The sequence below is a fragment of the Maricurvus nonylphenolicus genome (genome assembly GCF_042854845.1).
GTDB classification, from domain to species: Bacteria; Pseudomonadota; Gammaproteobacteria; order Pseudomonadales; family Cellvibrionaceae; genus Maricurvus; species Maricurvus nonylphenolicus.
Window position 1 is genome coordinate 1522653 of sequence record NZ_AP031498.1, and the last position, 26741, is coordinate 1549393.

General features: G+C 45.3%; 23 protein-coding genes. 19 read left to right on the forward strand and 4 right to left on the reverse strand.

What is annotated here, in order from left to right; genetic code table 11:
- The first annotated feature begins 151 nt into the window (after positions 1-151).
- The 12 genes from ACGHZ6_RS06445 to ACGHZ6_RS06500 all read left to right on the forward strand — a co-directional run bounded on the left by ACGHZ6_RS06445 (position 152) and on the right by ACGHZ6_RS06500 (position 13757).
- On the forward strand, positions 152-1081 hold the full coding sequence (locus tag ACGHZ6_RS06445; RefSeq protein ID WP_390618000.1) for a VOC family protein: 930 nt from the start codon (positions 152-154) through the stop codon (positions 1079-1081).
- Positions 1078-1644 (forward strand): VOC family protein, encoded by a 567-nt coding sequence (locus tag ACGHZ6_RS06450; RefSeq protein ID WP_390618001.1) that lies wholly within the window; start codon positions 1078-1080, stop codon positions 1642-1644. Before ACGHZ6_RS06445 ends, ACGHZ6_RS06450 begins: the two co-directional genes overlap by 4 nt.
- A 300-nt stretch (positions 1645-1944) precedes the next feature.
- Entirely contained in the window at positions 1945-4287 is a 2343-nt protein-coding gene (locus ACGHZ6_RS06455) for a TonB-dependent receptor (protein WP_390618003.1), read from the forward strand.
- Between the two features lie 135 nt (positions 4288-4422).
- The gene (locus ACGHZ6_RS06460; protein WP_390618005.1) at positions 4423-5547 is read left to right on the forward strand and encodes an NmrA family NAD(P)-binding protein; all 1125 of its coding nucleotides are present in this window, start codon (positions 4423-4425) and stop codon (positions 5545-5547) included.
- A gap of 216 nt (positions 5548-5763) precedes the next feature.
- Positions 5764-8040, forward strand: coding sequence for a TonB-dependent receptor (locus ACGHZ6_RS06465; RefSeq protein ID WP_390618007.1), 2277 nt, complete (start codon positions 5764-5766; stop codon positions 8038-8040).
- A gap of 123 nt (positions 8041-8163) precedes the next feature.
- Complete coding sequence (locus tag ACGHZ6_RS06470) at positions 8164-9717, forward strand: long-chain-fatty-acid--CoA ligase (RefSeq protein ID WP_390618009.1); 1554 nt, start codon at positions 8164-8166, stop codon at positions 9715-9717.
- A 45-nt stretch (positions 9718-9762) separates the two neighbouring features.
- Positions 9763-10587: an alpha/beta hydrolase gene (locus tag ACGHZ6_RS06475; RefSeq protein ID WP_390618010.1), complete on the forward strand. Its 825-nt coding sequence runs from the start codon at positions 9763-9765 to the stop codon at positions 10585-10587.
- Between the two features lie 37 nt (positions 10588-10624).
- Positions 10625-11287: a nitroreductase family protein gene (locus ACGHZ6_RS06480; protein ID WP_390618012.1), complete on the forward strand. Its 663-nt coding sequence runs from the start codon at positions 10625-10627 to the stop codon at positions 11285-11287.
- A gap of 141 nt (positions 11288-11428) precedes the next feature.
- The gene (locus ACGHZ6_RS06485) at positions 11429-12085 is read left to right on the forward strand and encodes a glutathione S-transferase family protein (protein ID WP_390618013.1); all 657 of its coding nucleotides are present in this window, start codon (positions 11429-11431) and stop codon (positions 12083-12085) included.
- Between the two features lie 72 nt (positions 12086-12157).
- Positions 12158-12817: an FMN-dependent NADH-azoreductase gene (locus tag ACGHZ6_RS06490; RefSeq protein WP_390618014.1), complete on the forward strand. Its 660-nt coding sequence runs from the start codon at positions 12158-12160 to the stop codon at positions 12815-12817.
- An 80-nt stretch (positions 12818-12897) separates the two neighbouring features.
- A complete protein-coding gene (locus tag ACGHZ6_RS06495; protein ID WP_390618016.1) occupies positions 12898-13422 on the forward strand; it encodes a hypothetical protein in 525 nt (174 codons plus the stop codon).
- Positions 13423-13454: 32 nt separating this feature from the next.
- Positions 13455-13757 carry a hypothetical protein gene (locus tag ACGHZ6_RS06500; protein ID WP_390618017.1) on the forward strand — a complete coding sequence of 101 codons (303 nt, stop codon included), beginning with the start codon at positions 13455-13457 and terminating at the stop codon, positions 13755-13757.
- Positions 13758-13765: 8 nt separating this feature from the next.
- On the opposite strand, the gene ACGHZ6_RS06505 is transcribed toward ACGHZ6_RS06500, so the two are convergent.
- A complete protein-coding gene (locus tag ACGHZ6_RS06505; protein ID WP_390618019.1) occupies positions 13766-14524 on the reverse strand; it encodes a hypothetical protein in 759 nt (252 codons plus the stop codon).
- Positions 14525-14730: 206 nt separating this feature from the next.
- On the opposite strand from ACGHZ6_RS06505, the gene ACGHZ6_RS06510 reads away from it, so the two are divergent.
- Entirely contained in the window at positions 14731-15576 is an 846-nt protein-coding gene (locus tag ACGHZ6_RS06510) for a glutathione S-transferase family protein (protein ID WP_390618020.1), read from the forward strand.
- On the opposite strand, the gene ACGHZ6_RS06515 is transcribed toward ACGHZ6_RS06510, so the two are convergent.
- The 3 genes from ACGHZ6_RS06515 to ACGHZ6_RS06525 are packed head-to-tail and all read right to left on the reverse strand — an operon-like array spanning position 15573 to position 18945.
- Complete coding sequence (locus ACGHZ6_RS06515; protein ID WP_390618022.1) at positions 15573-16919, reverse strand: short-chain fatty acid transporter; 1347 nt, start codon at positions 16917-16919, stop codon at positions 15573-15575. The two genes, ACGHZ6_RS06510 and ACGHZ6_RS06515, sit on opposite strands and share 4 nt — an antisense overlap.
- An 11-nt stretch (positions 16920-16930) precedes the next feature.
- Positions 16931-17710, reverse strand: a complete 780-nt coding sequence (locus tag ACGHZ6_RS06520; protein WP_390618024.1) for an SDR family NAD(P)-dependent oxidoreductase — start codon at positions 17708-17710, stop codon at positions 16931-16933.
- A gap of 11 nt (positions 17711-17721) precedes the next feature.
- Positions 17722-18945 (reverse strand): acyl-CoA dehydrogenase family protein, encoded by a 1224-nt coding sequence (locus ACGHZ6_RS06525; RefSeq protein ID WP_390618025.1) that lies wholly within the window; start codon positions 18943-18945, stop codon positions 17722-17724.
- Positions 18946-19086: 141 nt separating this feature from the next.
- On the opposite strand from ACGHZ6_RS06525, the gene ACGHZ6_RS06530 reads away from it, so the two are divergent.
- The 6 genes from ACGHZ6_RS06530 to ACGHZ6_RS06555 all read left to right on the forward strand — a co-directional run bounded on the left by ACGHZ6_RS06530 (position 19087) and on the right by ACGHZ6_RS06555 (position 26657).
- The gene (locus tag ACGHZ6_RS06530) at positions 19087-19974 is read left to right on the forward strand and encodes a LysR family transcriptional regulator (protein ID WP_390618026.1); all 888 of its coding nucleotides are present in this window, start codon (positions 19087-19089) and stop codon (positions 19972-19974) included.
- Positions 19975-20151: 177 nt separating this feature from the next.
- Entirely contained in the window at positions 20152-21261 is a 1110-nt protein-coding gene (locus ACGHZ6_RS06535) for a phosphotransferase family protein (protein WP_390618027.1), read from the forward strand.
- Positions 21262-21274: 13 nt separating this feature from the next.
- On the forward strand, positions 21275-22876 hold the full coding sequence (locus ACGHZ6_RS06540; protein WP_390618028.1) for an acyl-CoA synthetase: 1602 nt from the start codon (positions 21275-21277) through the stop codon (positions 22874-22876).
- A 3-nt stretch (positions 22877-22879) separates the two neighbouring features.
- A complete protein-coding gene (locus ACGHZ6_RS06545; protein ID WP_390618029.1) occupies positions 22880-24052 on the forward strand; it encodes an iron-containing alcohol dehydrogenase in 1173 nt (390 codons plus the stop codon).
- A 166-nt stretch (positions 24053-24218) separates the two neighbouring features.
- Entirely contained in the window at positions 24219-25133 is a 915-nt protein-coding gene (locus tag ACGHZ6_RS06550; protein WP_390618030.1) for a LysR family transcriptional regulator, read from the forward strand.
- Between the two features lie 27 nt (positions 25134-25160).
- Entirely contained in the window at positions 25161-26657 is a 1497-nt protein-coding gene (locus ACGHZ6_RS06555; protein ID WP_390618031.1) for a PQQ-dependent sugar dehydrogenase, read from the forward strand.
- Positions 26658-26741 lie beyond the last annotated feature (84 nt).

Genomic DNA, 26741 nt, shown 5'->3' on the forward strand with positions numbered 1-26741 from the left:
TGAGACCTTCAGCTCAAAGCCATTATTGATACTTTTTGTGTGGCCAACCTATTCCTCTTCTGCCAAACACCAGTGAGTTACTGCCTCGCAATGCCCAAGTTATATCGTGGTTGATGTAGATCAAAAGTGAAGGGGGAGTGTTGTTCAGGACGTGTCAGTTGATGACTGCTTTTTGTCCTGGGGGCACCAATACCCTACTTTTAATCAGTATAGAATTGATGTGAATAAGGGTGTTGCTTTAAGCAATATTCAAGTAATTGCCTATGTAATAAAGGAGCCATTGTTCATGTCGAGCCCCAATGGAATTAACCATCTGGCATTAGCCACTACAGATATGAAAGCTGTATTGCAATTCTTTAATAATGTATTGGGAATGCCGCTGGTTGCATTGTATTGGATGCATGGTGCCAAGAATACAATACACGGATTCCTCGGTTTGAATGAGCATTCTACGCTGGCGTTTGTGGCAACACCTGAAAACCCGACTGAGGTCAGTATCGGTGTGACGCATGCGGGACATAGTCAAGGTGTTACGGCAGCGGGAACTATGCAGCGTTTTTCTTTAAATGTTGATTCTCTTGACGATCTCCTATTAGTCAAGCAAGCCTTAGATAAGCAAGGTATCGCTTGTAGTGATGTTATTGATCGAAAACATATTAAATCCATTGGATTTACGGCAATAGATCAGGTTGAAGTGGAAGTATCTACGGTTGTAAAGGGGTTTGATGAGGACAGTATTTCAACGGAGGTTGCAAAAGCGTTCAATATCTCTGATGCGGAATTGTCACGCTTAACTAAGCCCGAGGAATATCAAGCGGTTGAACCCCTTCCTGCTAATGCCGATTGGAATCAACTTTTGGAGTATAAACCTACCTTTCCAGAAAGATTTATGCGCCTCTTATGTCTATTGCCAGATGATTTAATTATGGATGCGACTAGAGATGCGGTTCCACCAACCAAACCGCAAGGATTACAGCTTAAACGCAAGTTTTCTATGTTTAAGTTGTTACTGGCTTCATTAGCCCTGTTTATTATAAAACCACACAAGACTCTTTTTACCATGCCGAGTAAACAATCATGACTGCTGTAGAATCTAATATAGCTACAAATGTAGTGCCTAACGATATTGGTTTTATTACGTTATCGACTCGCAAGCTAAAGTTAACCTTGGAATATTTTAACGAGGTTTTAGGTCTGCCTTTGGTGGCACTTGAATGGACCGATGAAGAGAAAAAATCGGCAGTAGCAACACTTAAAATGAGTGATAGTTCACTGTTGATGATTAATTACTCAGAACAAAACCCTAATGATATAGAGTATGGGCTCACGCATGCGGGAGACCCTGCGGGAAAATGTGCGAGTGGTACCATGCAGCATCTGGCCTTTAATGTAGATACCCTGGATGAATTGCTACAGGTGCGAAGCAGGATCCGATCAAAAAATGTATTTTGCGTAGGTCCCTTGGATCATGGTTTTGTGCATTCAATCTATTTTTCAGGGCCAGAGGGAATGATGCTCGAAGTGGCAGCGTTTTCTGGGGAAAATCTGGATATGTGGGTAGATTCAAAGGTTGTATCAAGTATAGATATCACTGATAGGGAATTATATAAACTAACCAATGGCAGGTTGGGTTGTTCGGGATAATACCTGGAGTCGATCGCTCACTGTGTTTCTGGGGGGAAGTGCTTATTTTCAGCAGTGAGCGATGACAAGAAAATATACTTATATATCGATCTCATATATTTCCTTCCTTTCTTAGTTTTCATCACCTTTAGAATTTCTTTGGTAGTGGCAGTTTATCACCAATGTCATGTCTGTCATTGATAAGTAATGCTTCTCCCGCTTCGCTAAAATCGTTATTTCTGAGAGTAAGACTGATTGTAGATATTTCGCTAGAACAGTGTATCTGCATATAAATATAACTATATATGGTGATTTGTAATAATGAAGCCTCATAAGACATTTATTGCTCAGGCAATAGCTATTGCCCTGACTGCCACTGCTTCCAATACCTATGCAGAAGAAGGGTTTACCCTGGAAGAGATTGTGGTAACAGCTCAAAAACGAGCAGAAAGCTTGCAGGATGTACCTATTTCTGTGAATGCAGTTGCAGGAGAGTTTCTGGAAAACTCAGGTATTTCAAATCTGGAAGAAATGTCTGCGCATGTCCCTAATCTGAATATCAGTAATACGCCAGGGGCAAACCAGATTGTTATGCGCGGTCTGGGATCTGGTGCTTCAGCTGATTCATTTGAGCAGTCCGTAGGGCTTTATGTTGATGGTATCTATTCTGCGCGATCTCGCCAGTTCCAGGTTCCATTTATGGATGTTGAAAGGGTAGAGGTTCTCCGTGGCCCTCAGGGTGTTCTGTTTGGTAAAAACAGTATTGCTGGCGCAGTGAGTGTCATAAGTGCAAAACCTACGGAAGAGTTCGAAGCTGAAATTACCGGTAAATACGAGCTGGAGTATGGCAGCTATGAAGTAGATACCATGGTGTCTGGCGAGTTGACAGAAGGCCTCTATGGCCGCCTCGCTATCAAAAGCGCTGATAAAGGCGGATATCTAGATAACGAAGCCCTGAATGAGGATCAGCCAGAGGAAGACACCGAAGCCGTGCGAGGAGTTCTCGTTTGGGATGCCACTGATGAAACTCAAGTGACGTTAAAGCTGGAGACTGCAGAATTTGAGCAGGAAGGCACCAGCTTCCAAATTTCTGATTACGATGCTTCCGCTTCCGCACCTCTCGATCCGGTCAGAGCTGGCCTTCAGGCTCTGTATCAGGGCGCGCTTGCAACAAGCGGTGATGATTTTGAGTTAAACGATGAGATTCATTCCGATCAGCTGTCTACCACTGAGATTGAATCGGATAATGTGACGTTAGAGGTTAAGCATGCTCTGGATGAGTATGAGTTGACCTATCTGTTTGGTTACTCATCTTATGATATGGAAAGTGCGTCAGATCAGGATTTTACTGATATTGACTTTATGTTTGTGACTGCCTCAGAAGAGTATGATCAGGTTTCCCATGAAATACGCTTGGCATCGCCTGTGGGTGAGACTTTCGAGTATATGCTTGGTGCCTACTATATTGATCGTGAGTTAGAGCGACCACTGACTGAGCGTTATCTGGATTTATCAGTCTTCCCTGGAGCTGGTTTTGTACCACTTCCTGCTCCTTTTGCTGCATTTAGTGTTGCAGATCTCTCCCATAACCAAGTTAATTCCTACACCGAAGACGCAGATTCCTGGTCGGTTTTCTTCCAGGGCACCTGGAATATTACTGATGAGGTTCGGGCTACCTTAGGTGCACGTTATAGTGAGGAAACCAAAGAAGCACGAGGGATCTATCAGAGTACCGTGGTTGGAGATTCTTCTACAGCTCATCCTCTTGCTAATAGTTTCTTAATTGGTTTGGGAATTGCGGACTCAGATCTAGAGCGCAAGCGTACCGAAGAGAACCTGGACCCTTCATTCAATATGCAGTGGGATTTCAGTGCTGATGGAATGGCATATTTCTCTTGGACCAAAGCAACAAAAGCCGGTGGTTTCAATTCATCTCACAATACCCCTGATGAAAATAATTTCGAGTACGAAGAAGAGCAGGCAGAAAGCTTTGAGATTGGTGTGAAGCTGGACTTGTTAGATGGTCGTGGTCGTTTAAATGCCGCCTACTTTAATACTGAGTTTGATGACCTTCAGGTTTCCTCATTTGATGGTACCAACTTTGTAACGGGTAATGCTGCCAAAGCTAAAAGCCAGGGTGTTGAAGTGGAAGCCATGCTAGCGTTGACAGAAGAGTGGACCATCGGCAGTAATTTTGCCTGGTTAAATGCTGAATATGATGAGTTCCAAGGCCCTTGTACCAGTAATGTTGATGAATGGGGCGCTGATTGTACGGCTTCACTCGGTGCGTCTCAGGATCTTTCTGGTAAGAGTCTTGAATTTGCCCCTGAATGGAGCGGAAACCTGTTTGCAGACTATCAGACAAATCTATCCGACAACCTAATATTTAGTGCTCGTGTAGACGCCAATTATTCTGATGACTATACCTTGCAGCCAGACCAGGATAGTCACAACATGCAAGACAGTTTCTGGAAAGTAAATCTGCGGGTTGCGTTAAGTAGTGCTGATGAGCGATGGACTGTAGCTTTATTGGGTACCAACTTAACCGATGAAGAAACAAAAAGCTTTGGCGGTGCACAGTTATTCATTCCAGGTGCATATTGGGCAAATATTGCTCCACCCCGTCAGGTTCAATTGTCAGCTACTTATCGCTTCGGTAAGTAATTCATAAAACCTAAATTATCAGCCGCGCTAGTCGCGGCTGATTTGTAGATGACTGCTATTACTGAGTGTATATCCTTGAAATTAGGGTGCGTCATCAATTCGTAGAAATCTTTTTATAGTGAAATGGAATTATTAATGAGCGATAAAGATTTCTCTGATCCCATTGAATCAATTTTAATATTTGGCGGGTCAGGGCACGTAGGGCAAGGATTAATTAACTATGTACTGGAGAATGCTCCTTCAGTAAAGCTTCGCTTGGCAACGAGCGATGAATCAAAAGTATCAGTGCTTAGTAAAAGCTATCCCTCGGCTGAGGTATGTGTGTGTAGCTACTACGATTACGACGCTATGCTCAATGCCTTTGAAGGCATGGAAGCGGCATACATGATCACGCCGGATTTTACCGATGAAGAGCTGGCCACCAATAACTTTATTAATGCAGCAAAGCATCACGGCGTCATACGGCATATTGTCCGTTTAATGGGCGATCCTATGGGGATGACTTTGGACCGTGTGCCCGAATACCTTCGTAATTTTAACGGGGGGTGCAGCGCTGCGGTTGGTCATACCATTGCCAGAAAATTGTTTAACGATTCAGGATTGCCAGTTACGTTTACGTCTATTGCTGCCTACTATATGGACGACTTGTCCGGTATTTGGTATGGCCCCGGTATTGTGAATGGTGATGTGCTTGCCGAAGTCAATTGTCATCATATGGCTTACATAGACGCGCCTGAAGCCGGGGAAGCTGCCGCTAGAATTATTTTACGCAGAGATCCTAAAGATATTGGTGCAGACCACATACTTCACAATGGCATTGACTGCTGGGATTTTCATGATGTCGCAGCAATATTGTCAGAAGAGCTCGATCGCAAGATAACTTATCAAGAAGGTCCTGAGCATTACCGCAAATGGATGGGTAAAGGTATTGATGAAAAGTTTGGTCAAGGAGGAACTGATTTTATGATCGCCTATTTCCTGTGGGAAGAGGGAAGTATTGCAGATATCGTCAGGGATACCCTTGGAGGAGTGAAGGGGAGTGTGGCGGCTTGGGTACACTTGAAGGCCCCGCGATGGTTACGTGAAAGTCTGTTTAGGCGTTTATGGAATGCTAAGACTGAAGGTATATATTTCTCAGATCTGGAAAATATTCTTCAAAGAAAACCCAAATCATTAAGGCAGTGGATTCAAGAGAATAAGTATGATTTTGAAAGCCATAATGAGTTGTCAGTATTGAATCTAAGTTTAAGTAGTAAGTAAGGAGTATTTATATAAAAGCAATTGTATAAGTGTTCTGTAAAGATTAGAGGATTGATTGATACAGTTTACACGTGGTTTTACATAGGCTTTTTAGCACTGTTTTAGGTATACGCTTTAAGAGAAGAATTCCTGGCCCAACATTTTGTTGGGCTATGAATGAGCAATAAAAGTAGAGCTGGCTCTACAAATAATAATAGTAAAAGCGAGGAACTAACCATGTACAGCAAGCAAATGTATAAAAGGAGTGCGCTATATAGCGCCATAGCATTGGCATCGTCTTTAGGTTGTAGTCAGGCGATTGCTGCAGCTGAAGAGTTTTCATTGGAAGAAATTATCGTTACCGCACAAAAGCGTGAGCAAAGTGTCCAGGATATTCCATTAACTGTGTCAGTCGTTGGCGGAGAGTCTCTAGAGAAGTTCTCTATTACCAATGCAACAGATCTTGCTAAATCTGTCCCAGGTTTAAGCATCGCACCCGCTCCTCAGGGGTTGTCATCTCCGAAAGTTCGAGGCCTTGGTACAGGCGTTGGTGCCGAAACCCTGGATCAGTCTGTAGGCTTGTTTATTGATGGTGTTTGGTCTGGTCGACCGAGAGATCTGCAGGCCGCATTATTTGATGTCGAGCGCGTGGAAGTTATTAAGGGGACACAGACTTCGCAGTTAGGAAAAAACACCAGTCTGGGGGCTATACAGGTATTTTCTGTGCGTCCGACTGAAGAGACCGAAGGCTACCTTAAGGCAGAGTATGATTTTGAGCTGGGTAGTAAGATTTATGCTGGTGCCGGCAATTTAAACACTGAATTTGGCTCTTATCGTCTCGCAGTCAATATGATTGAAGAACAAGGTTATGTTGAAGATGAGCTATCAGGTGGTGATGGTCCAGATAGAGAGCAGTTGACCGCACGTTTGGGTGGACTCTGGACTATTGGCGATGCAGGCGAGTTGTACATTAGCTATACCTACGATGATTTAGAAGTTACGGGTGATCATTTTCAGGTAAGTTCGGATCCTACCGGTTTTTACACGCTGTTCAGTGGTGATACTGATGTTACCTTGGATGATAAAAGAAAGACGTTTACGTCTCTGCGTAATGACGGAAAACCCTATGATGAGCAAAAGAGCCATAAGTTTCTTGCAGAATATACTCATGATTTTAACGGCGATATGGAGTTTGTCTCCTTAACCGCCTATTCATCTTATGATAACGATCGTTATCTTGATGCTGATTTCAGCGCGCTGGATTTTATTGATCAGAAAAAAGAGACCAGTTATAAGCAGGTCAGTCAGGAATTCCGTATCAGTGGTTCGGCGTTTGATTCTGCGTTGGATTACGTGACAGGCATTTACTATTTAGAGAGTGAATTTGAATATTACGAGGAAACCCTTTTTGACTCGGATTTGGCTTCTCTAGGTGTTCCTGCAAATCCTTTAGATCCTACGGATCTTACACAAGTAGCGGCATTTGGGCCTGGTACCTCTAACATTGATGATGTTGATCAGGACGTTGAAGTACTGTCTCTATATGCACATGGTACTTATGCGTTGACAGAAGATTTAAATTTGGCTGTTGGTATACGTTACACCGATGAAAGTCGGGAGATGGTGTGGACAAATGCTGTGGTAGACAACAGCGCAATTTATGATGTCATTACGACTTTTCCTGTACCTACGTTGGTCTCAGATGATTACTTAACTGCCATAGGTGTATTGGGCGCTGGTTTTGCTAATGAAAAGTTAGAACGTTCTGAATCCAATGTCGATGGTTCAATTAACCTTCAATATTCACTGGGGGAAGTTGGGCATGTATATGCCTCATGGGCAAAAGGCAGTAAGAGTGGAGGTTTTACTACACAGGTAACAGATCCTGATTTGGCTGAATTCGATACCGAAGAAGCTGAAACGATCGAGCTGGGGTTCAAGGCAGAAATGCTGGATAACCGCTTGCGAATCAATGGTGCAGTATTCTTTACTGAAATTGATGATTTCCAGTCTGTTAGCTATGTAGGTACTGGATTCTTAACTGAGACGATTCCTGTTGAAAGTCAGGGGGCTGAAATTGAAGGTCTTTATGCTGCAACAGAAGCATTAACGTTGGGATTCTCTGCGACTTATACGGATGCAGAAGTTAAAGATACCGGTTTGGATCCGTCTGGAATATCTCCTTGGGATATAGCGCTAACCCTGGCGCATGAGACAAACCTTACAGATGGTTTTCAGTTAAGTACAGATGTCTCGGTAAGCTACCGCGATAGCCATTATGCTCAGGGTGGAGAAACTATTCCAATACCCACAACTACCTTGGTTGATTTTCGAATAGCGCTGTCTCCTCAAGAAGGAGATTGGGAAGTGGCCCTTATGGCTCGCAACTTATTTGATGAGCAAAAAGAAAACTTTGGCTATCTTTACCCCATTCTTGGCGAGGCAGTTTTAACTACCATTCATGCAGAGAACCGTCCAAGGACGGTAGCATTGCAGGCCCAGTATAATTTCTAAGGGCGCGGGGCGAGTATTGCTCGCCCCTGTTTTCTTCATCGCTTGAATGTCATTTATTTTTTTATGGCCAATGCATGCTGTTGGCCAATTTTTAAAGAAAAACTTGGTAAATAGGAGTTTTCAGTGTTAGTGCATCATTATTTAGATTTTTATGCTCGCTCTTTTCCTGATAATGCATGCATAAGTCAAAATGGCAGGACCTTAACCTTCAAAGGATTGAGTGAATACAGTAATCGTTTAGCAAGCGGTCTTGTTTCCTTGGGTGTTATACCTGGGCAGCGTGTTGCGGTACTGGGATCGAATAGCATGGAACATGCCGTAGTTTATATGGCGGCCAGTAAGTCGGGGGCAGTAGCTGTTCCGCTGAACTATCGATTGGCACCATCTGAATTGGCCTACGTGATCAATGACGCAGACACTCAGGTGCTTATTGTTCTCGAAAGCGCACAAGAGATCTTGTCGGAGTTGCGCGATAAGCTATCTTCTGAAGTTGTCGTGGTCAGTCATGATGCTGAGGATACTCTGCACTGGGATAGCTGGCTTGATCAATTTAGTGATTCTTCTTTTGATATTGATTTGGATATTAATGCCCCATTTCTACAATTGTATACAAGCGGTACTACAGGAAAACCAAAAGGCGTTGTTTCTTCTCATTTTAATATGATTCAGATGTGGTCGCTAAATACCATGATGCCTCCGCATCGGCCTCATATTGGTTCCGCAACAATCGCGGTTGCTCCTTTTTTTCATATCGGTGGTGCGGGAACTTTATTGCAAGGAGTTCTTAATGGCCAGTGCACTATTGTGCACGAGAATTTTGATCCCGTAAAACTCATAGATGATATAGAAAACCATCCGGTTGATAAGATATTTTTGGTGCCTGCGATGTTGATGTTTATTCTGCAGATGCCAGATATTAATAATCGAGATTTTAGTCGAATTAAACAAGTTGCTTATGGCGCGTCACCTATTTCGGAAGGCTTACTTAAACAGGCTATTGAGGTCTTTCAATGTGAATTTGTTCAACTGTATGGTATGACCGAGACAACGGGATGCGCGACTATTTTGTCTGAGCATGATCATTCCAAAGCATTGCAAGATGATCCTGGTTTATTGCGCTCATGTGGTCGACCTGCATTGGGTGTGAAGATCAAAATAATGGATCAAAACGAGTGTGAAGTACCACCCGGTGAGGTGGGGGAAATCTGGATTAAGTCAGATACAAATATGCTGTATTACTACAACTTACCTGAAGCTACTGCAGCGACGATGGTGGATGGCTGGGTGAAGACCGGTGATGCGGGCTGTATCGATGAAGATGGGTATCTATTCTTAAAAGATCGAATCAAAGATATGGTTGTCAGCGGGGGTGAAAATATCTATCCAGCTGAAGTAGAAAACGCCTTGCTGAAACATGAGTCTATTGAAGAGCTTGCCGTTATTGGTATTCCTGATGAAAAGTTTGGTGAGGCATTGTTGGCAGTTGCTGTTCTTAAGGCAGGAAAAGAGCTGTCAATTGAGGAATTGATTGAGTTTAGTCGAGACAAAATTGGTGGCTATAAAATTCCAAGAAAATTAATCGTAGTGGATTCTCTTCCTAGAAATGCTACAGGTAAAGTACTTAAAAATGTATTACGAGAACCATACTGGAAAGATAAGTCTCGTAATGTGGGTTAGCCATTATAAAAACTACATGGTATCTGTTCGTAACAGGAGTGTTTGATGAAAGTTGAAAATCATTTTGTGGGTGATGTGTTTGCGCGTCGTTATACGACTGATCAGCCAAGATATGCATTGGTGATTTCTCATGGGATCGGTGGCCATGGCGGCATCTATGACAAGTTTTGTTCTTTTCATGCGCAGCGTGGTGTAGATATCTGGGCTTATGATGCCCCTGGCCATGGTAAATCAACACCTAATAGACCACGAGGCACATTTACGATTGAGGAGTGGGCACAGGCGAGTCGTGATTTGTCTGAACATGTGAAGGAAATGACTGGTTTGCCAGTGTTTACCTTGGGTTCTAGTTATGGTGTTGCAGCGGCTATTTCGGCACGAGATCATGTGGCGATTGAAGGTGTTATATGTATGGGATCAATTGCCGTGCCAGGTAGCGCCATCGTTGCTTCGATGACTGAATTTTGGCGCAGCGATGCGATTCAAAAAGTGATAGAGCAAGTAGGTCGTGCAGCGCGTTTGGATATTGATAAGTTAATTGATTTCGATGAAGACTATGGTCAAAAAGGCGCAAAAGAAATCAAGCTGAAGGATTCCTACAATACATGGAGTTACGATCTGGCTTCTTGGGTTTCGTTCTTCAATTATGAGCCGCCTCAACCATTAGGTGAGAATGCCAAACCTATTCTTTATGCCTATGGATCCGATGATCCGAATTTCCCTGAAGGGGCAGTCGAGATGGTTGCTAGTGAAATTAGCGGTCCAGTAACTATTAAACGTTTTGAAGACGCAGGCCATCAGTTAATGATGTTCAATACCGAGGAATTCTCTAACAGTGTTGACGAGTTCTGTTTGTCGATAATTGCATAGCGATGACTTGAGATCGAAACTTTTTAGGAACATAGATATGCTTGTTACAGAGGCAGTTAGATCGCGTACTTCAGTACGCCAATTTCTTGAAGCTCCCATTCCTGATGATGTGATGAGAGAGATATTTAATGCTGCTCAGATGTCTCCATCCAACTGTAATACTCAGCCATGGAAAACCTATGTAGTTTCTGGTGAGAAAAAGAAGGCGCTCAGTGCTCATTTGCTCGAGGCTGTTATGAGTGGTAATCCGCCGAATCCAGACTTTGACTGGACTGTTGATTACAAGGGTGAGCATAGGGATCGTCAAATAGGTGCGGCTTTCTCACTTTACAATACGTTGGGTATTGATCGGGAAGATCGTCAAGCTAGAGGGGTGACGATGCTTCGAAATTGGGAGTTTTTTGGTGCACCCCACGCTGTATTTTTCACCATGGAAAAATATCTTGGCATTATGGGGGCCGTAGACCTGGGTATTTATGCTCAGACGCTAGCGCTTATCTTAAGAGAAAACGGCATGGGGTGTTGTTTCCAGGGGGCGTTGGGCCAATACCCTGATCCCGTTAGGGAAGTGCTGGGATTAAGTGATGATCAAGGGGTTTTGTTTGGGATGTCTATTGGCTATCCAGACCTTAACGCCAAGATCAACGCTGCGCGTACTGATAGAGAAAATGTTGAAACCGCAGTTAATTTTGTCAGTTGACTGTGGATGATTATAGCCATGGCGTATTGAAGCTTTGCTAGCAATTTGGTTTTGCTGGAAGGGAGCTCAATATTCATAAGGCGTTGTTTGAGATATTCAAAGTATTTCCTATCGATAATAAAGAAGATAAAGGAGCTAGTGATGAAACTGTTCGGGGTTTATTTGTCGCCTTTCTCTGTTCGTATCATGATGCAGTTGGATCGTAAGGGCATTGGTTATGATTTGATCATGCCGCCTGGTGGATTGCATTCTGATGAGTACGGTGAAATCAATTACATGCAACGTGTACCGACATTAGAGTTGGATAATGGCGAGCGTATGTTTGAGTCTGGCGTGATGGCTGAGTACATAGAGTCAGCGTTTCCAGGGGATTCACTGATTGGTTCGACGCCTTTGGAGGCATCAAGAATTCGTTTGGTGATGCGTCTAGCCGATTTGTATTTACTGCACGCTTTTTTGCCCATTGTTGATGAGCTTTCTGAAGGTCGGGTTGACTCCGACGTTGTCAACAAGTGCATGGCTCACGGCATGCGGGGTTTGAAAGATATCGATAACACAATGCAACATTATAATTTTGAAGCTAAAAATGATGTCGATCTCGCAGATTGCACCCTTGTTCCAGCGCTTACTGCAATGGAAGCGCTCATGGTGGCCTTTGGTCGACAAGATTTTCTGAGTGATTTCCCTAAGGTGAATGAATACTGGTCGGATATTCAGAACTATGATTTTCCTTCATTTTATGTTGCTAAAGCCCGAGAGGCGATTAAATTCAGGCAGGAAACTGGCGGGTCAATGTAGTTGATAAACCTGAAAGACTAGATGTGTTTAAGATTGATAATTACATAGCGTAAATAGTATAGGGTGTATGAAATGGCAAAAGTTCTGTATTTAGAAGCAAGTCCACGTGGGGATTCCTCTTATTCTTCTCGAGTAGCTAAGGAATTTCTAAAAGCTTATCAGGCTAAAAATCCTGAGGATGAAGTTGAAGTTCTGTCATTGTTTGATGCAGATCTTCCGACGTTCTCGGCTCAAGGTGCGAATCAGAAAATGGAGAACATTATCAACCTGGTTAGTGGGGGTAAGGGGTTGGAGGCCGAAGGTGAATGGGCCGGTGTTATTCGTGAAAGCGATAGGCTAAAAAGTGCTGATAAAGTTGTTCTTTCATCTCCTATGTGGAATTTCTCCATTCCTTATCGACTCAAGCATTGGATCGATGTAGTTACTCAACCTGGTGTTACCTTTGTTGTTGATGTTGTCGATGATGCGCCTGTTTATACCGGATTAGTTACCGACAAACCTTTACAAATGATTCTGGCGAGCGGAAGCCCCTATGAAATGCGTTTCCCTCGTGAAACCGATGGGACAAAAACTGACTTTCAGCGAGCGTACTTGGAGCATGCCTTCAGATTTATGGGTTTTTCTGATATGCGCTTGATTAAAGTTCAGCCTACCGGGATTCCGGGACCAGACCTTGAAGCCGCGGTAGTATCCAGTGAAGCACATGCGCGTGAAGCCGCGTTGATGTTTTAAGTCTGTTTTGAACCTTTTTTGAGTTTTAGACTTAATTGGCAGTTGTTGGCCAATATTTACCCACAGATTGAGGTGTATCTATGTTAGAGCTTATTCAGTCAACTCTGGGACCCTATTACTTAACGATTAAGTGGGTTCACTTATTCTTTGCCATCACCTGGATTATGAGTGTTGCAGGTGCTTATTCATATTTTCTTGTACCGGTTGTTCAGCAGTGGCGAAAGAATCCGCATGATGAAGGAGCGATACGGATGAGAAATTGGGCATTCGAACGCTTTGATCAGGCCGTGGTGTATGAACATACGGCCTTTCCGATGTTTTTAATTACAGGCATTCTGCTGGTTTTAGTTGGCGGATGGACAACCAGTGCAGGCTGGCTGGTGTTGAAGCTGTCGATTGTCTTTGTTGTAATTTTGCCAATGGAAGCGGTTGATTATTACATCTCCCACTTCGGAGGTAATAAGCGTCGAATGAGGGATCGAGGAGATGACGTTGCTTACGAAAAGGCGATACATCATCACTGGTGGTTTTTCCTTGTTACAAGCCCACCGGTTGCTGTGTTTGCTTTAATTATTACTTATTTGGCTGTACTCAAGCCGTTTTAATCTTCAAGTATAATTAACCTGAGATGATAGAAATGAATACAGAATTTAATGGCCACTCCAAGCTGTATCGAAAAGTTTCAATTCTTATGTCATTGTATACATGCATAAGTATATATCTGCTTTTCTCTTTAACACTTTATTTCTTCGAAGGTAAAGTGTGGATGTTTTCAGCTGAGATGTTGGCAGGGGTTGTTGTCTTTACCGCAGCTTACGCTGTTTTCCATAAGTGGCTAATGGATCGTTTAGATAAACCCAAAGATAAGGCTTGGAATTGGGAGGGGGTGTCTACGGAAGTTAAACTGCCCGAAACCATACAGCATCAACGCTTCGGATAGCCATCATATTACTTGATTGTAGGCATCTTGTTTATGGGAACAGGGAACTTTGATAGTTGTTGATCTAATTGTTGTGCGTAGCGTTGGGCTTTTTTTTCCCCTAAGCTGGAATTAGAAAAACACATGTGTACTTGAAAGCTATGGAATGGGTATACGGGCTTTAGCTTAATACCTCTTTCGTTTCTCCAATGTTCTGTTGTATCAGGTGTTGAGAGTATAAGTTGGGATCTTCCAGCAACGAGCATCTTTAGGGCTTCGTCCGGGTTTTTATGTGTTGTTATTTGTTTCCTGCTAAACGTCGGAAAATATTCATGAATATCAACTAATCGTGAGAATGCCATATTGAGATGAGAAAGGTCGTGAATATCCTCTGTGAAAGGAATATCAGAGTCGTCTAGTGTGTACAAGTAAGCATCACTTCCACCATAAGGATATTGAGTACAGGACAAGCTTTCAGGCATTGGCATAACTTCAATACGATCGCTTTGAATTAGGGGGCCTGCATCAATAGTGCCTTTTATCATCTCGGCTGCGACGCGGACGATATTCTCAAAAGGGACAATTTCTGGAGTTAAACCGATCATTCCATGAATTATTTTCTGGGTTTCAAACTCTCTGCCAACAACTTTTCCTGTGTCTTTATCTTTATATAGCCAGGGTGGATTCCCTAGAGGAATGCCTACCCTTATAGATCGTTCACCTTCAGTAGCAAAGCAATCACTGATAAGGAATAAAATTACTATTTGAAGCAATATCTTAAGATTCAAAATATTAGCCTTTTCTTTACTAGGATCTAAGCGCTATAAGGCTTTGCGGTTTAATACCTTATTGATCTATATGTTCGTCTGTAATACAGGAACGACTGTGTCTTTCGCAGATACTCTTACCGCTTGCTTAATATTGTAGATGATAAGGCGATTTTAGTGTGCTTACTCCTTTGATTAACAATAATGACAATGTACAAGGACTTTTAATGATTACCATCTACGGTTGTGCTGCACCTAATCCTAAAAAAATATCTATTTTTATGGAAGAAGCAGGGTTGGAATATGAATACGTAAGTATGAGTGTTCACGAGCTCGACCAGAAAAAGCCAGAATTCTTAGCCATAAACCCTAACGGCCGTTTTCCCGCCATTATCGATCATGACGCAGAGGGCGGACCTTTAACGGTTTGGGAAAGTGGCGCAATATTGACCTATCTCGCTGAAAAAACAGGTAAGTTTTTACCTAAAGATGGCCATGGCCGCTACGAAACCTTGCAATGGGTTTACTGGCAAGTAAGTCATGCTCCTTATTTGGGGAATGCTCATTATTACCGTTTATTTACCCCAAAACCTCGCCGCTTGGAAATTAAGCGCTTTACCAACGAATCTGCTCGTCTTTATCGCTTAATGAACAAACATCTTGAAGAGCGACAATGGTTCGCTGCGGGTGAATTTACCATCGCTGATATTTCTATATATACATGGGTTCAATACCATGAGTGGCAAGGGCAGGATCTTGCAGACTTCCCTAACGTAGAAGCTTGGTTTAAGCGTATGGGCGAGCGGCCGGGGGTTCAAAAAGGCAGCAATGTACCTTACCCGATATTTGAGTATAAGCCGTCGCCAAATCGGGACACGGAAGCGGTTAAAGCCGCAATCAAATACCGGTTAAGCCATCCTTCATGGGCCATACCTGCAGATAAAGAAGATCAAGCTATTGCAGGTACCTCACAGAAAGAATACGAGAAGGCCAAAAAGCGTTTACAGATGTTAGCCAAGATGCCGTGGCTATTTGACGTTTTAAGTATGTTAAGCCCTAGAAGGAAGAACTAACCACTGCTCAGTATGAGTAGACTGGTTGCGAAGATAATACCTGTAACCAAAAATATCATGACGGTATATCCCATGACTTGTCGAAGGTGAAGGCCTGCGATGGCAAGTAATGGGATAGTCCAAAAGGGCTGAATCATATTGCTCCACTGGTCGCCATAGGCAACTGCCATCACGATAATCGAGTGGTCAACTCCCAGTGCTTGTGCGGCTTCAATAAAGATAGGGCCTTGAATTGCCCACTGTCCGCCACCGGATGGAATAAACATATTGATTAGCCCGGCGGATAGAAACGCATTCAGCCCGAGTGTTTCGGCCGTGGAGAAGGAGGTAAACCAATCGGAAATAACAGTAACAAGACCGGTGCCGGACATAATCCCCAGTGCGCCGGCATAAAACGGATATTGAATAATAATGGGGCCTATAGTGGCTCCGGCATTTTGGATAAGCTTCATATAATGCAGTGGAGATCGCGCTAATAACAATCCTGCGCTGACAAATGACCAGTTAACAATATCAAGGGTTAGAAAAAAACCTTTCTCGGCAAAACTTGCGGTCATGTAAGCTGCCAGCGCGAGCCCCATAGCGATACTTAACGCTCGCATATTCTCAAGCTTTTGCGCAACGGTCTCATTACGCTGTTGAGGTTCTAATGTGCTTTCTTGCTTCAAAAGCTCTGAACGGATCTCAATAATATCTTTTTTATCCGGATGCATCAGTGGGCATACAATGGTGATAGCCAAGAGGGCAATCAGCGCAATGATACCGTTTTCCAGGCTGAACACCGTTTCTGTAATAGGCATGACTCCCATAACAGCTTCTAAGGAGTGGCCAGGTGTTGCAACAAATAGTGCAGCGGATGAAGAATATCCCATATGCCAAATAACAAAACCCGCATAGGCTGAAGCGACCAGAAGAGGGTAATGAATCTTTATGCCACGGTTAGCACAGTGTATGGCGACATGGCGGGCGAGGGTTACACCAACAATAAGTCCCAGAGACCAGGCGATCAGTGAACCTACTCCAGCAGTGAAAGCCACTAATGCATAAGCAGCGGAAGCGCTTTTTGGTATATTGCCCAGGCGTTCGAGCAGGCCATGCACTACATCTGTGTGAGCGAGAGCGTGTGCTGCTAGCAATGTTAGGCTCAGCTGAGCGGCAAACTTAAGTAACGCGGGTAGGCCATCACCCCAACTCATTAACGCTGTCGTTGCAGTCGCATCGGTGAGTGTTATGGATAGGATGAACGTTAAGACTGTAATTAAAATGGCAAAGACAAAAGCGTCGGGATAGTAGCGCGTAATAAATACAGTGAAAGGCTTGATCAGTTGCTGGGCGATTTTCATATTTTACATTGTTACAATGAATTAACGATATGGCCACCATCTACAGCCAGGGCGACGCCATTGATGTAGCTACCTGAGTCACTGGCTAATAGGAGTAGCGGCGCAGTAAGCTCTTGCAGTTGACCATGTCGCCCACTGGGAGTATTTCCCATAAAGCTTTTCCCTGCTTCGGAATGCAAGTACTCGCTGTTCATTTCTGTTTCAAAATATCCAGGACAAATAGCGTTTACTCTCACGCCTTTACGTGCCAGTTCAAGTGCCATGGCTTTGGTGAGCTGAATGAGTCCAGCTTTGGCTGTCGCATAGGTACTTTCACCAAATCCCACACGTAAACCCAAAATGGATGCAATGTTAACGATGCTGCAGTTGCGCTCATTGGTAACTGCCATTGATGCTACAGTCTGAGCGACTCGCCATGCGCCTTTTAGGTTCGCATCCATAACGAAGTCCCAGTTTTCCTCTTTAACCTTTAGTGAGTGCCTGGGATCGGCGACACCGGCGTTATTGATTAATACATCAATGGGGCCGGCAATCTTTGTGGCTTGTTGCAGGGCAGATTCAACGCTATCGGCACAGGTTACATCCATCGCCACGGCGCTGGCTTTCCCGCCAGCAGCGATAATATCTGTTACTAAGTTATCCAGCCTTTCTTTGCGACGTGCTGCAGCTACGACATGGGCGCCAGCAGCTGCAAGAGTTTTCGCAAAATGGGCCCCCAAACCACTGGAGGCACCTGTAACCAGAGCTACTTTGCCTTCCATGCTAAGAAGGTTAGCGATTGACGCATCCATGGTGAGGCCTCTTATTGTTCGGTGTAACGGTTAATAATCATCTTACCCAATGCCATTTGGTGAACCTGATCGGGTCCATCGGCTTGTCGGCACCAGCGCGCGTAGTTAAACCCTTCGGCCATACAGAAATCTTCTGTAAGGCCTCCCGCACCGTGTATTTGCATGCAGCGATCAATCAGGTTTTGAATCATAATAGGCACGCTGGTTTTGCTGGCGGCAATCAAATCCATAGCGCCTTTTGGTCCTATTTGATCCATTTTTTCACAGGTTTTTAGTACTAGCAGGCGCGCCATTTCCAGTTCTGAGTAGCATTTGGAAATATCTTCTCGGACACTCTGATGCTGGCTGAGTGTGCGGCCGAAAGTAGAGCGCGAAACCGCGCGTTCACAGGCTAGCTCAAGCGAGCGCTGACCGATGCCAATGAGTCTCATACAGTGGTGAATACGGCCTGGCCCCAAGCGGCCCTGCGCAATTTCAAAACCACGACCTTCTCCCAGTAGTACATTTTCAAGGGGAACGCGTACATTGTTAAAGTGTACTTCGGCGTGACCCAAAGGAGCATCATCGTAGCCAAGTGTGGTCAGCGGGCGAATGATATCTACACCGGGAGTGCCTTTAGGAACCAGTACTTGCGTCTGTTGCTTGTGGCGGTTGCTATTATCAGGATCAGATTTCCCCATAACAATAAATATACCGGTGCGCTCATACAGGGCATTGGTAATAAACCACTTGCGGCCGTTAAGCACCCATTCTTCCCCATCCTGGGTGATGCTGAGTTCGACATTGGTGGCATCGGAGCAGGCGACTTGTGGTTCAGTCATGCAATAGCTGGAGCGAATATCACCATTAAGCAATGGTGTTAGCCACTGCTCCTGTTGTTGCGGGTTACCGTACTTCATAAATACTTCCATGTTTCCGGTATCGGGCGCATTACAGTTAAAGACTTCGGGTGCCCAGATCACGCGCCCCATAATTTCTGCCAGAGGGGCGTATTCGAGATTCGTTAGGCCATCGTGATCGACAAACTGGGAAAGGCTTGGTGGTACAAACAGGTTCCATAGCCCGGCCTTTTTGGCTTGTACTTTTAGTTCATCCATCAGGGGCACAGGAGCCCAACGGTTTTCCGCTGAATGCATGTATTCAGCATAGGCCTTCTCATTTGGATAAATGTATTCATCCATAAAGGCGAGCAGTTGTTGCTGTAGCTGTTGAGATTTTTCACTGAATTCGAACACGATCTGACTCCGGAGCACAGGTAATTTGTTTACCCCCGGAGTATAAGAATATCGTTTTGATCACTCCAATCAATTGTTGTGATGCGCAATCATTTCTCATGGTAATATTACTGCTGTAAATATCTCTGTAGGGTGAGCGCTATGAGACTCGATCGAATAGATTTGAATCTGTTTGTTATTTTTGACGCGATTTATCGTGAAAGAAGTGTGACGAAGGTGGCTCACTCGTTAAATATGACGCAGTCGGGGGTCAGCAATGCCCTGCGGCGGTTAAGAGAAACAATTGGAGACCCTCTATTTGTGCGTACCAGTGATGGTATGCAACCAACCCCTGTGGCAGATAACGTTATCGTTGACGTAAGAGCAGGGCTGGATTGCTTTAACAGAAGTGTCGGTAAGAACGTCGAATTTGATCCGGCTACTGCACAGAAAGAGTTTCGCTTGGGTATGAATGATTTGGCCCAGTCTTTGGTGTTGCCAAGACTAAGACGAGAAGTCCGTGAGCAAGCGCCTAAGATCGCGATCAGTACTTACTATGTTGACCGTAAAACAGCCGCTGAAGACCTTAAGTCTGGCAGTCTGGATCTATTGATTGATGCCCCGGATATTCATGCCAAAGATTTGGATCAGCAGCCACTTATGCAGTTGCCTTACGTCGTCGCTATGCGGTCTGATCACCCCCTGGCAACAGGCTCATTGAGTTTGGAGGACTATTTGGGGGCTGACCATATTCATGTTTCCAGTCGGCGCCATGGGCGCGGGCAGGCAGATGTTGCATTAAGGGTAATGGGCAAGACGCGGGACATCATGATGCGGGTACAAAATTATCTAGTCGCAGCGGCAATCACTGAGCAAAGTGATTTATTGTGGACGGTACCGCGGATGATGGCTGAGAAGGCCGATTTACATATTGTTGACCCCCCCTTCGTGATTGATCCCCTGGTATGGAGCCTTTATTGGTCTAAAAGTGCTTCTGATGACCCTTCTTTTCAGTGGTTAAGAGCGTTGATTGGTGATCAGATTTCATAAGGTAGTATTTTTATGAGAAATGCAGATGCATTTATGTAATTGATTGGAGTGATTTGTCGGCGGCCTTTATACTGCGCTAAAAGATATAATAAATGCTATCTGGAAGACCTCTGCATGGCCTGTGTTCTACAGTGTTATGACGCTAGTGATGGGGTTCCGATGTGAGAGGCAGAATCAGTGAACAGCAGTATCACCCAGCAAATTGAAATAGAAAAAAATAAAGGCGCTCTGGCTGAACCGGGAACAGAAGTTCTGCAAGATTGGGATCGCTTGGCAACACATCTAGATGACCACGGCCTGCGCCTGGATCTCGAAATAACCCCGATGCAGTTTGCCTCAGGATTTGGCAATCTCAATTACTTAATCAAGATTGATCATGCGCTTGCGGTTTTAAGGCGACCACCTATGGGGCCTATTCCACCCGGTGCCAATGATATGGCCAGAGAATACTTTATTCTTTCACGCTTATCAGACGCCTATCCTCTTGCCCCCCGGGCATTACACTTCTGTGAAAGCACTGATGTATTGGGGGCACACTTTTTAATTATGCAATACCGACCGGGATTAATCATCGGTAGTCATATTCCCCAAACTGTATTCGAACGCTGGCAAGGTGAAGAACCTATCGGTCAGCGGTTGGGAGAGCAATTGATTAATGCGCTGGCTGGATTGCATCGAGTGACCCCGGCTGAGGTTGGGCTCGATAAACTGGGCAAGCCTGAAGGCTTTATTGAGCGAACGCTTAAGGGTTGGAAAAAACGGGCGGAACTTGCCTGGCAAGATTCTGTACCGACGAGTTTGTTGAATGTGATTGAGTGGTTAGAGGTTAACAAACCAGACTCTGCGACCAGTAGTTTTATTCACAATGACTTCAAACTCGACAATATGATTCTAGATCCGGATAGCCTGCAACCGGTGGCAGTTATTGACTGGGATATGGGGACTCAGGGAGCGCCGCTTTATGATCTTGCTGTGCTACTGAGTTACTGGACTGAAACAGCAGACCCTCAATGCATGCATGATCTGGCTCAAATGCCGACCAGCCGACATGGATTCTTTGGCCGCCAACAGGCCGCCGAGTATTACGCATCGCTTACCGGTGAGCGTATGGAAGATATTAAATACTTCCGGGTGCTGGCGTCACTGCGTATTGCGGTCGTGTTTCGCCAGCTCTACAGGCGTTATCAGGAAGGTGGCACACAGGATGAACGCTACGCGACATTTGATGCGTTGTCCGCTCAGTTGGCTGAGTTTGCTCAGGCTGTTGTTGAAAATAAATATTTTTAAATAAGGTGGTTTTATGCAACGGCTAACAATGAACCGTTATGCCGAAACTCACCAGGAGTTCGGCTGGGGAGTTCCGGATACATTTAACTTCGGTGCTGACGTTGTGGATGTTTGGGCCCAGGACCCAGAGCGCAAAGCGCTTATCTGGCTCAACGAAGAGGGTGATGAAAAGCACTTTAGCTACCAGGATATCAAACACCTAACCAATCAGTTTGCCAATATGCTGGCAGCACAGGGGGTAGGTCGAGGCGATAAAGTCATCATCATGCTGCCGCGTTTGCCACAGTGGCAGATCGCTATGGTCGGTTGTAACAAGCTTGGTGCAGTACCTATTCCCTGCGTCACGATGTTAACCGAGAAGGATATCCGTTATCGGGTTGAACACTCTGGCGCGGTGGCGGCAGTGACTACCGCTGAACATACTCACAAGTTTGGCGATGATTTCAAAGCGCGAGTCAGTGTTGGCGCACGTGAAGGCTGGATTGAGTTTGAAGAAGGTTTAGCGCAGCAAAGTAATCACTTTGAACCTGTTCGTCTATCTGCGGACGACCCCGCCATACTCTTTTACACTTCTGGCTCCACAGGTTTACCCAAGGGCGTTTTGCATTCCGCACGAGGCCTCTTCACCTGGCGTGTATCGGCGTGGTACTGGTTATCCCTGACTGAAAACGATTTGATGTGGTGCACTGCTGATACCGGTTGGAGTAAAGCCGGTACCAGTATTCTTTATGGGCCGTGGAGTTGTGGCTGTACGGTATTGTTTTTCGAGGGAGGCTTTGATCCTGAAAAACGCATAGATCTATTAGAGAAGTATGGTGTGTCAGTATTCTGTGCTGCTGCTACCGAGTTGCGTAAATTGGTTCAGCTTGATGTGAGTGATCGGGATTTATCGCAGCTTAGGCTAACCGTTTCAGCAGGAGAGTCTGTGAACCCTGAGGTAGTGCGGGCATGGCGTGACAGCAGTGGTTCGGACCTGCTTGACGGCTACGGTCAAACAGAAACCTTGATGACCATTGTTAACTACCCCTCAATGCCAGTAAAACCCGGTTCTATGGGCAAGCCATTACCTGGAACAGATGCAGCAATCTTGAACGAAACGGGTAATATTCTGCCAGCAGGTGAACCGGGTAGTTTGGCGATCAAGGCCGACAATCCCCAGATCATGTTAGGTTACCTTGGTGATGCGGAGCGCACAGCTTCCTGTTATGTGGAAGCTGAGGGTCAGCGTTGGTTCCTGACGGGCGATAACGCCTATATAGATGCTGATGGTTATATATTTTATGAAGGCCGTGATGATGATGTGATTAATTCCGCGGGTTATAGAATTGGCCCTGTGGAAGTGGAAAATGCATTAATGGAGCATCCTTCCGTTCAGGAGTGCGCCGCCGTTGCCAGCCCGGATATAGAGCGCGGTGAAGTGGTGAAAGCCTTTATTATTCTAAAGGAAAAGGTGCAGGGCAATGAAGTGCTGGTGAAGGATATTCAGAATTTTACCAAACAGCTAACCGCGCCCTACAAATATCCCCGTAAAGTAGAATTTGTGAAAGAGCTACCAAAAACTGCTACTGGAAAAATACAGCGCAAATTATTGAAGCAGCAAGAATTTGGAGGATAAAGTATGTACCAAGGTGAGTACGGCTTCCTGTCGCAATCAAACGTTGTATTTGGACAGTCAGCGGCATCGGCTATTGCTACTGAAATCACCAAACGCCAGGTTCAACGTGTGTTGCTGGTATCTTCCAGGTCACTGAATCGGCGTCTTGGGGCAACAGCATCCATTTCTGCCAGTCTAGGGGAGCGGCAAGTCGGCCTGTTTGACGACATTGAGCCTCATGCACCACTCAGCGCTATTCTAAATTTGGTAAACTGCATAGACGAAACCCGTCCTGACTTGATTGTGTCTGTGGGTGGGGGCAGTGTGATCGATACGATTAAAGTTGCCACGCTTTCTCATGCGGCTGGTGCAAAAACCACACAGGATATTGCTGCTCTTCGTGTGACGGTTGATGAAAAAGGTAAACAGGTTTCCCCGGTAAATCCCCATCAGCTGATTAGACAGATTGCTGTGCCGACAACGCTTTCCGGCGCAGAGTGGGGCACAATCGGCGGGGCAGTGGATACAGAGCGTAATATCAAAGATATCTACGCCCATTCACAGATGTGTTCCGATACCATTATTTATGATCCTGAGTTGTGCCGTTTAACGCCCAATGAATTGTGGATATCAACAGCGATACGCGCCGTAGATCACGCCGTAGAAACTATTTTGTCGCCGGCCGCAAACCCGTTTACCGATGGCTCGGCACTGCATGCGTTGCGTTTGTTTGGTCGCTCGTTAAGTCATGGGGATCAACAAGAACTCAGTCTTGAATCAATTCAGGAAAGTCAGTTTGCGGTCTGGTTGGCTACTGTAGGTTTAATGCGCACACCCTATGGTGCGAGCCACGGAATAGGGCATCAGTTGGGTGCTGTGGCCGGCGTCCCGCACGGTTTGTGTTCTTGTATTCTTTTACCTGCTGTTTTGGCCTATAACGCAGAAGCAGCCGGAGAGCGAGATGCCTGGATTGCAGAGGCTTTAGGCTTCCCCGAAAAGAGTGCGTCTGAGGCCTGCCTTGAATTGATTCGAAGGCTGAAGTTAACCGATAACCTGAAGGACGCAGGTGTGACAAGAGAGCAGCTGCCACAGATTGCCAGAGCCAGTCTTGGTGCTTATTTTGTTAAGAATAACCTGCGACCCATAACGTCTGAATCTCAGGTATTGGAGATTCTAGCAATGGCTTGGTCGCGTTAAAGCCGAATCCGTAAAACCGACTCTCCCTCTGTTCTATGTCGAACAGAACTTCAGTAGAGGTCTTTCCTTCATGGGAAGACCTCTTTCTATGTTGTTCTTATTCCTGCCGTTTTTGGTATCAAATTAATCAATTTGTGTGATAGATTAGTATTAATTATATCAATGCGTGAATATTCTTATGCGCCTGGAAAAGGTCGACCTCAATTTATTTGTACTCTTTGATGCGATTTACCGTGAGGGTAGCGTAACCAAGGTGGCTCAACGCCTGAACCTGACTCAACCAGCGGTGAGTAATGCGCTAAGCCGCTTGCGGCAGACATTTGATGATCCATTATTCGTTCGAACGCCTTCTGGTATGGTGCCGACACCGGTGGCTGAGAGTGTTATTGGTGATGTACGCAAGGCGCTGACTTTGTTAGGGAAATCTGTAGGTGCTGCAGCCAGTTTTGATCCGAAAACAGCAGAAAAGCAGTTTTGTATCGGTATGAATGACTTGGCTCAAACGCTACTGTTGGCGCCATTACGTAAGTTGTTACGAGACCAGGCGCCTAACAGCAGCTTGCATACTTACTATGTTGATCGGCAAACCGCAGCGGATGACTTAAAATCGGGTAATCTGGATGTGGTATTGGACTCTCCGGGGTTATTCAACGCTCGGGAAATGGGAAGTAAAAACCTGGCGCAGCTACCTTATGTTGTTGCAATGGGTGATCAATGCTCACTGAATAGCAAAAAAGTGAGCTTGGAGGATTATTTGAGTGCTGAGCATTTGCATGTATCGAGTCGACGAAAAGGCCGAGGGCAAGTGGATATTGCTTTGCACGGGTTGGGGTATAAACGCAAAATTAAAATGCGTGTGCAGGGCTATTTAGTGGCTGAGCGATTAACTGAATCGACTGATCTGGTATGGACAGTCCCAGAGATCCTTGCTCAGCAGGCGAACTTAAAAACAGCCGCCTTACCCTTTGAGGTAGAGCCCTTAGGATGGTCACTGTTTTGGCATAAAAGTGCAGCGGATGATCCCGCCAACCAGTGGTTACGCTCCGTCGTGAGTGATATCGTTAGCGCAGCCATTTCGTAAATAATATTAAAAACGCCAAGGCATCCCATGAAAAAATTCATCCTAGTTTGTGTGCTCGTCATTGCTGCTATACCTGCTTATTTATTACTGAGCGGTACTATCAGCGTCACCAGTTTTGCCATGATCCTTAATGTGATGGCAGGCAAGGGTATTGAAACACCCAGCGATGAAGTGATTGAAAATCGTATTCAAGTGGCCGACGGGTTTGGTCTTAGCTTGTATGCCAGTGATTTACCCAATGCCCGTTTTATTGCCATGACCGCTAATCGCGATCTGCTTGTAAGCCGTCCACATAAAGGCGAAGTGGTCATGATTCGGGCCAACAGAGACGATGCCAGCGTGGGTGGCGAGCGTGTCACCTTACTGGAAGGGTTAAATAAACCGTCTGGTATAGTGGTTGCCGAAGGGTGGTTATTTGTTGGCGAATCCGATGCTATTGGTCGTATCGTGTTTGATGAAACTACTGGCACCACATCCGGCAGCTATGAACGAATTCTTGAAGGCCTAACCGGCGACGGTAATCATCCCTATAAACAAATAAAACGCGGGCCAGATGGCAAGATTTATTTATCTCAGGGTTCTACCTGTAATGTCTGTATCGAAGCCGATAGCCGCCGCGGCACCATGGGGCGTTTTGATCTCGATGGTAAAAACTTCGAAGTCATTGCCACCGGCTTACGTAACACCATGGGTTTCGATTGGACGCCCTGGAATGGTGATTTGTACGGTACTGACAATGGTCGTGATCTGTTGGGCGATGACTATCCACCCTGTGAATTAAATTTAATTCAGCAAGGAAAATTCTACGGCTGGCCATACTTCAACGGTGCCAATGAGGCCGATCCGGATTTTAATCCTGATTCTGCACCCGCTGAGCTAGTCGCAAACCCTGTTGCACCTGTGCATGAGTTCCGCGCCCACAACGCCCCCTTGGGCATGACGTTTATTGATGCAGAAGGTTGGCCTGAAGACTTCCAACAGTCGGCACTGGTGGCTCTACACGGTTCCTGGAACCGCAGTATCCCCGATGGTTATCGCGTGGTATCGCTGCACTGGAACGATGGCAAGATCGAACGTAGAGATTTCCTTGCTGGCTTTGAACTGGACGGCGATGTGATTGGCCGCCCTGTGGATATCACCCAAGGGCCGGACGGTGCTGTGTATATCTCCGATGATTATGCTGGAGCCATTTACCGTATGGCTTACGGTGAAGAGCAAAAGCTGCTTGGCACGGCTAAAGCGGAAGAAGAGACGCCTTTTGAACTGCAGCAACCTACGTGGTTAACCGCAGACAACACTGCAACCTATAAAGCCGCAGGGCAGCAGCTGTATGATAAGTTTCATTGCCAAAGCTGCCATAACCCAGCCTATGCCCGCGGCAATATGAACTTAACCGATGCCAATCAACGCCTGCAGTACGCCGATGTGATTGAGCGCTTAACCAAACCCCGTGCGCCTATGCCCGTGTTCCCGCTGAGTGAAGCCGATAAACAAGCGTTGGCTGTGTGGTTGTTAGATCAATAATGCGTAGAAGAATGTGTAAGCGATACTATTTGGCAAATTGTCGATAGTAATGAGCAATAAATCCGGTAGGCGCTTTGTATACAC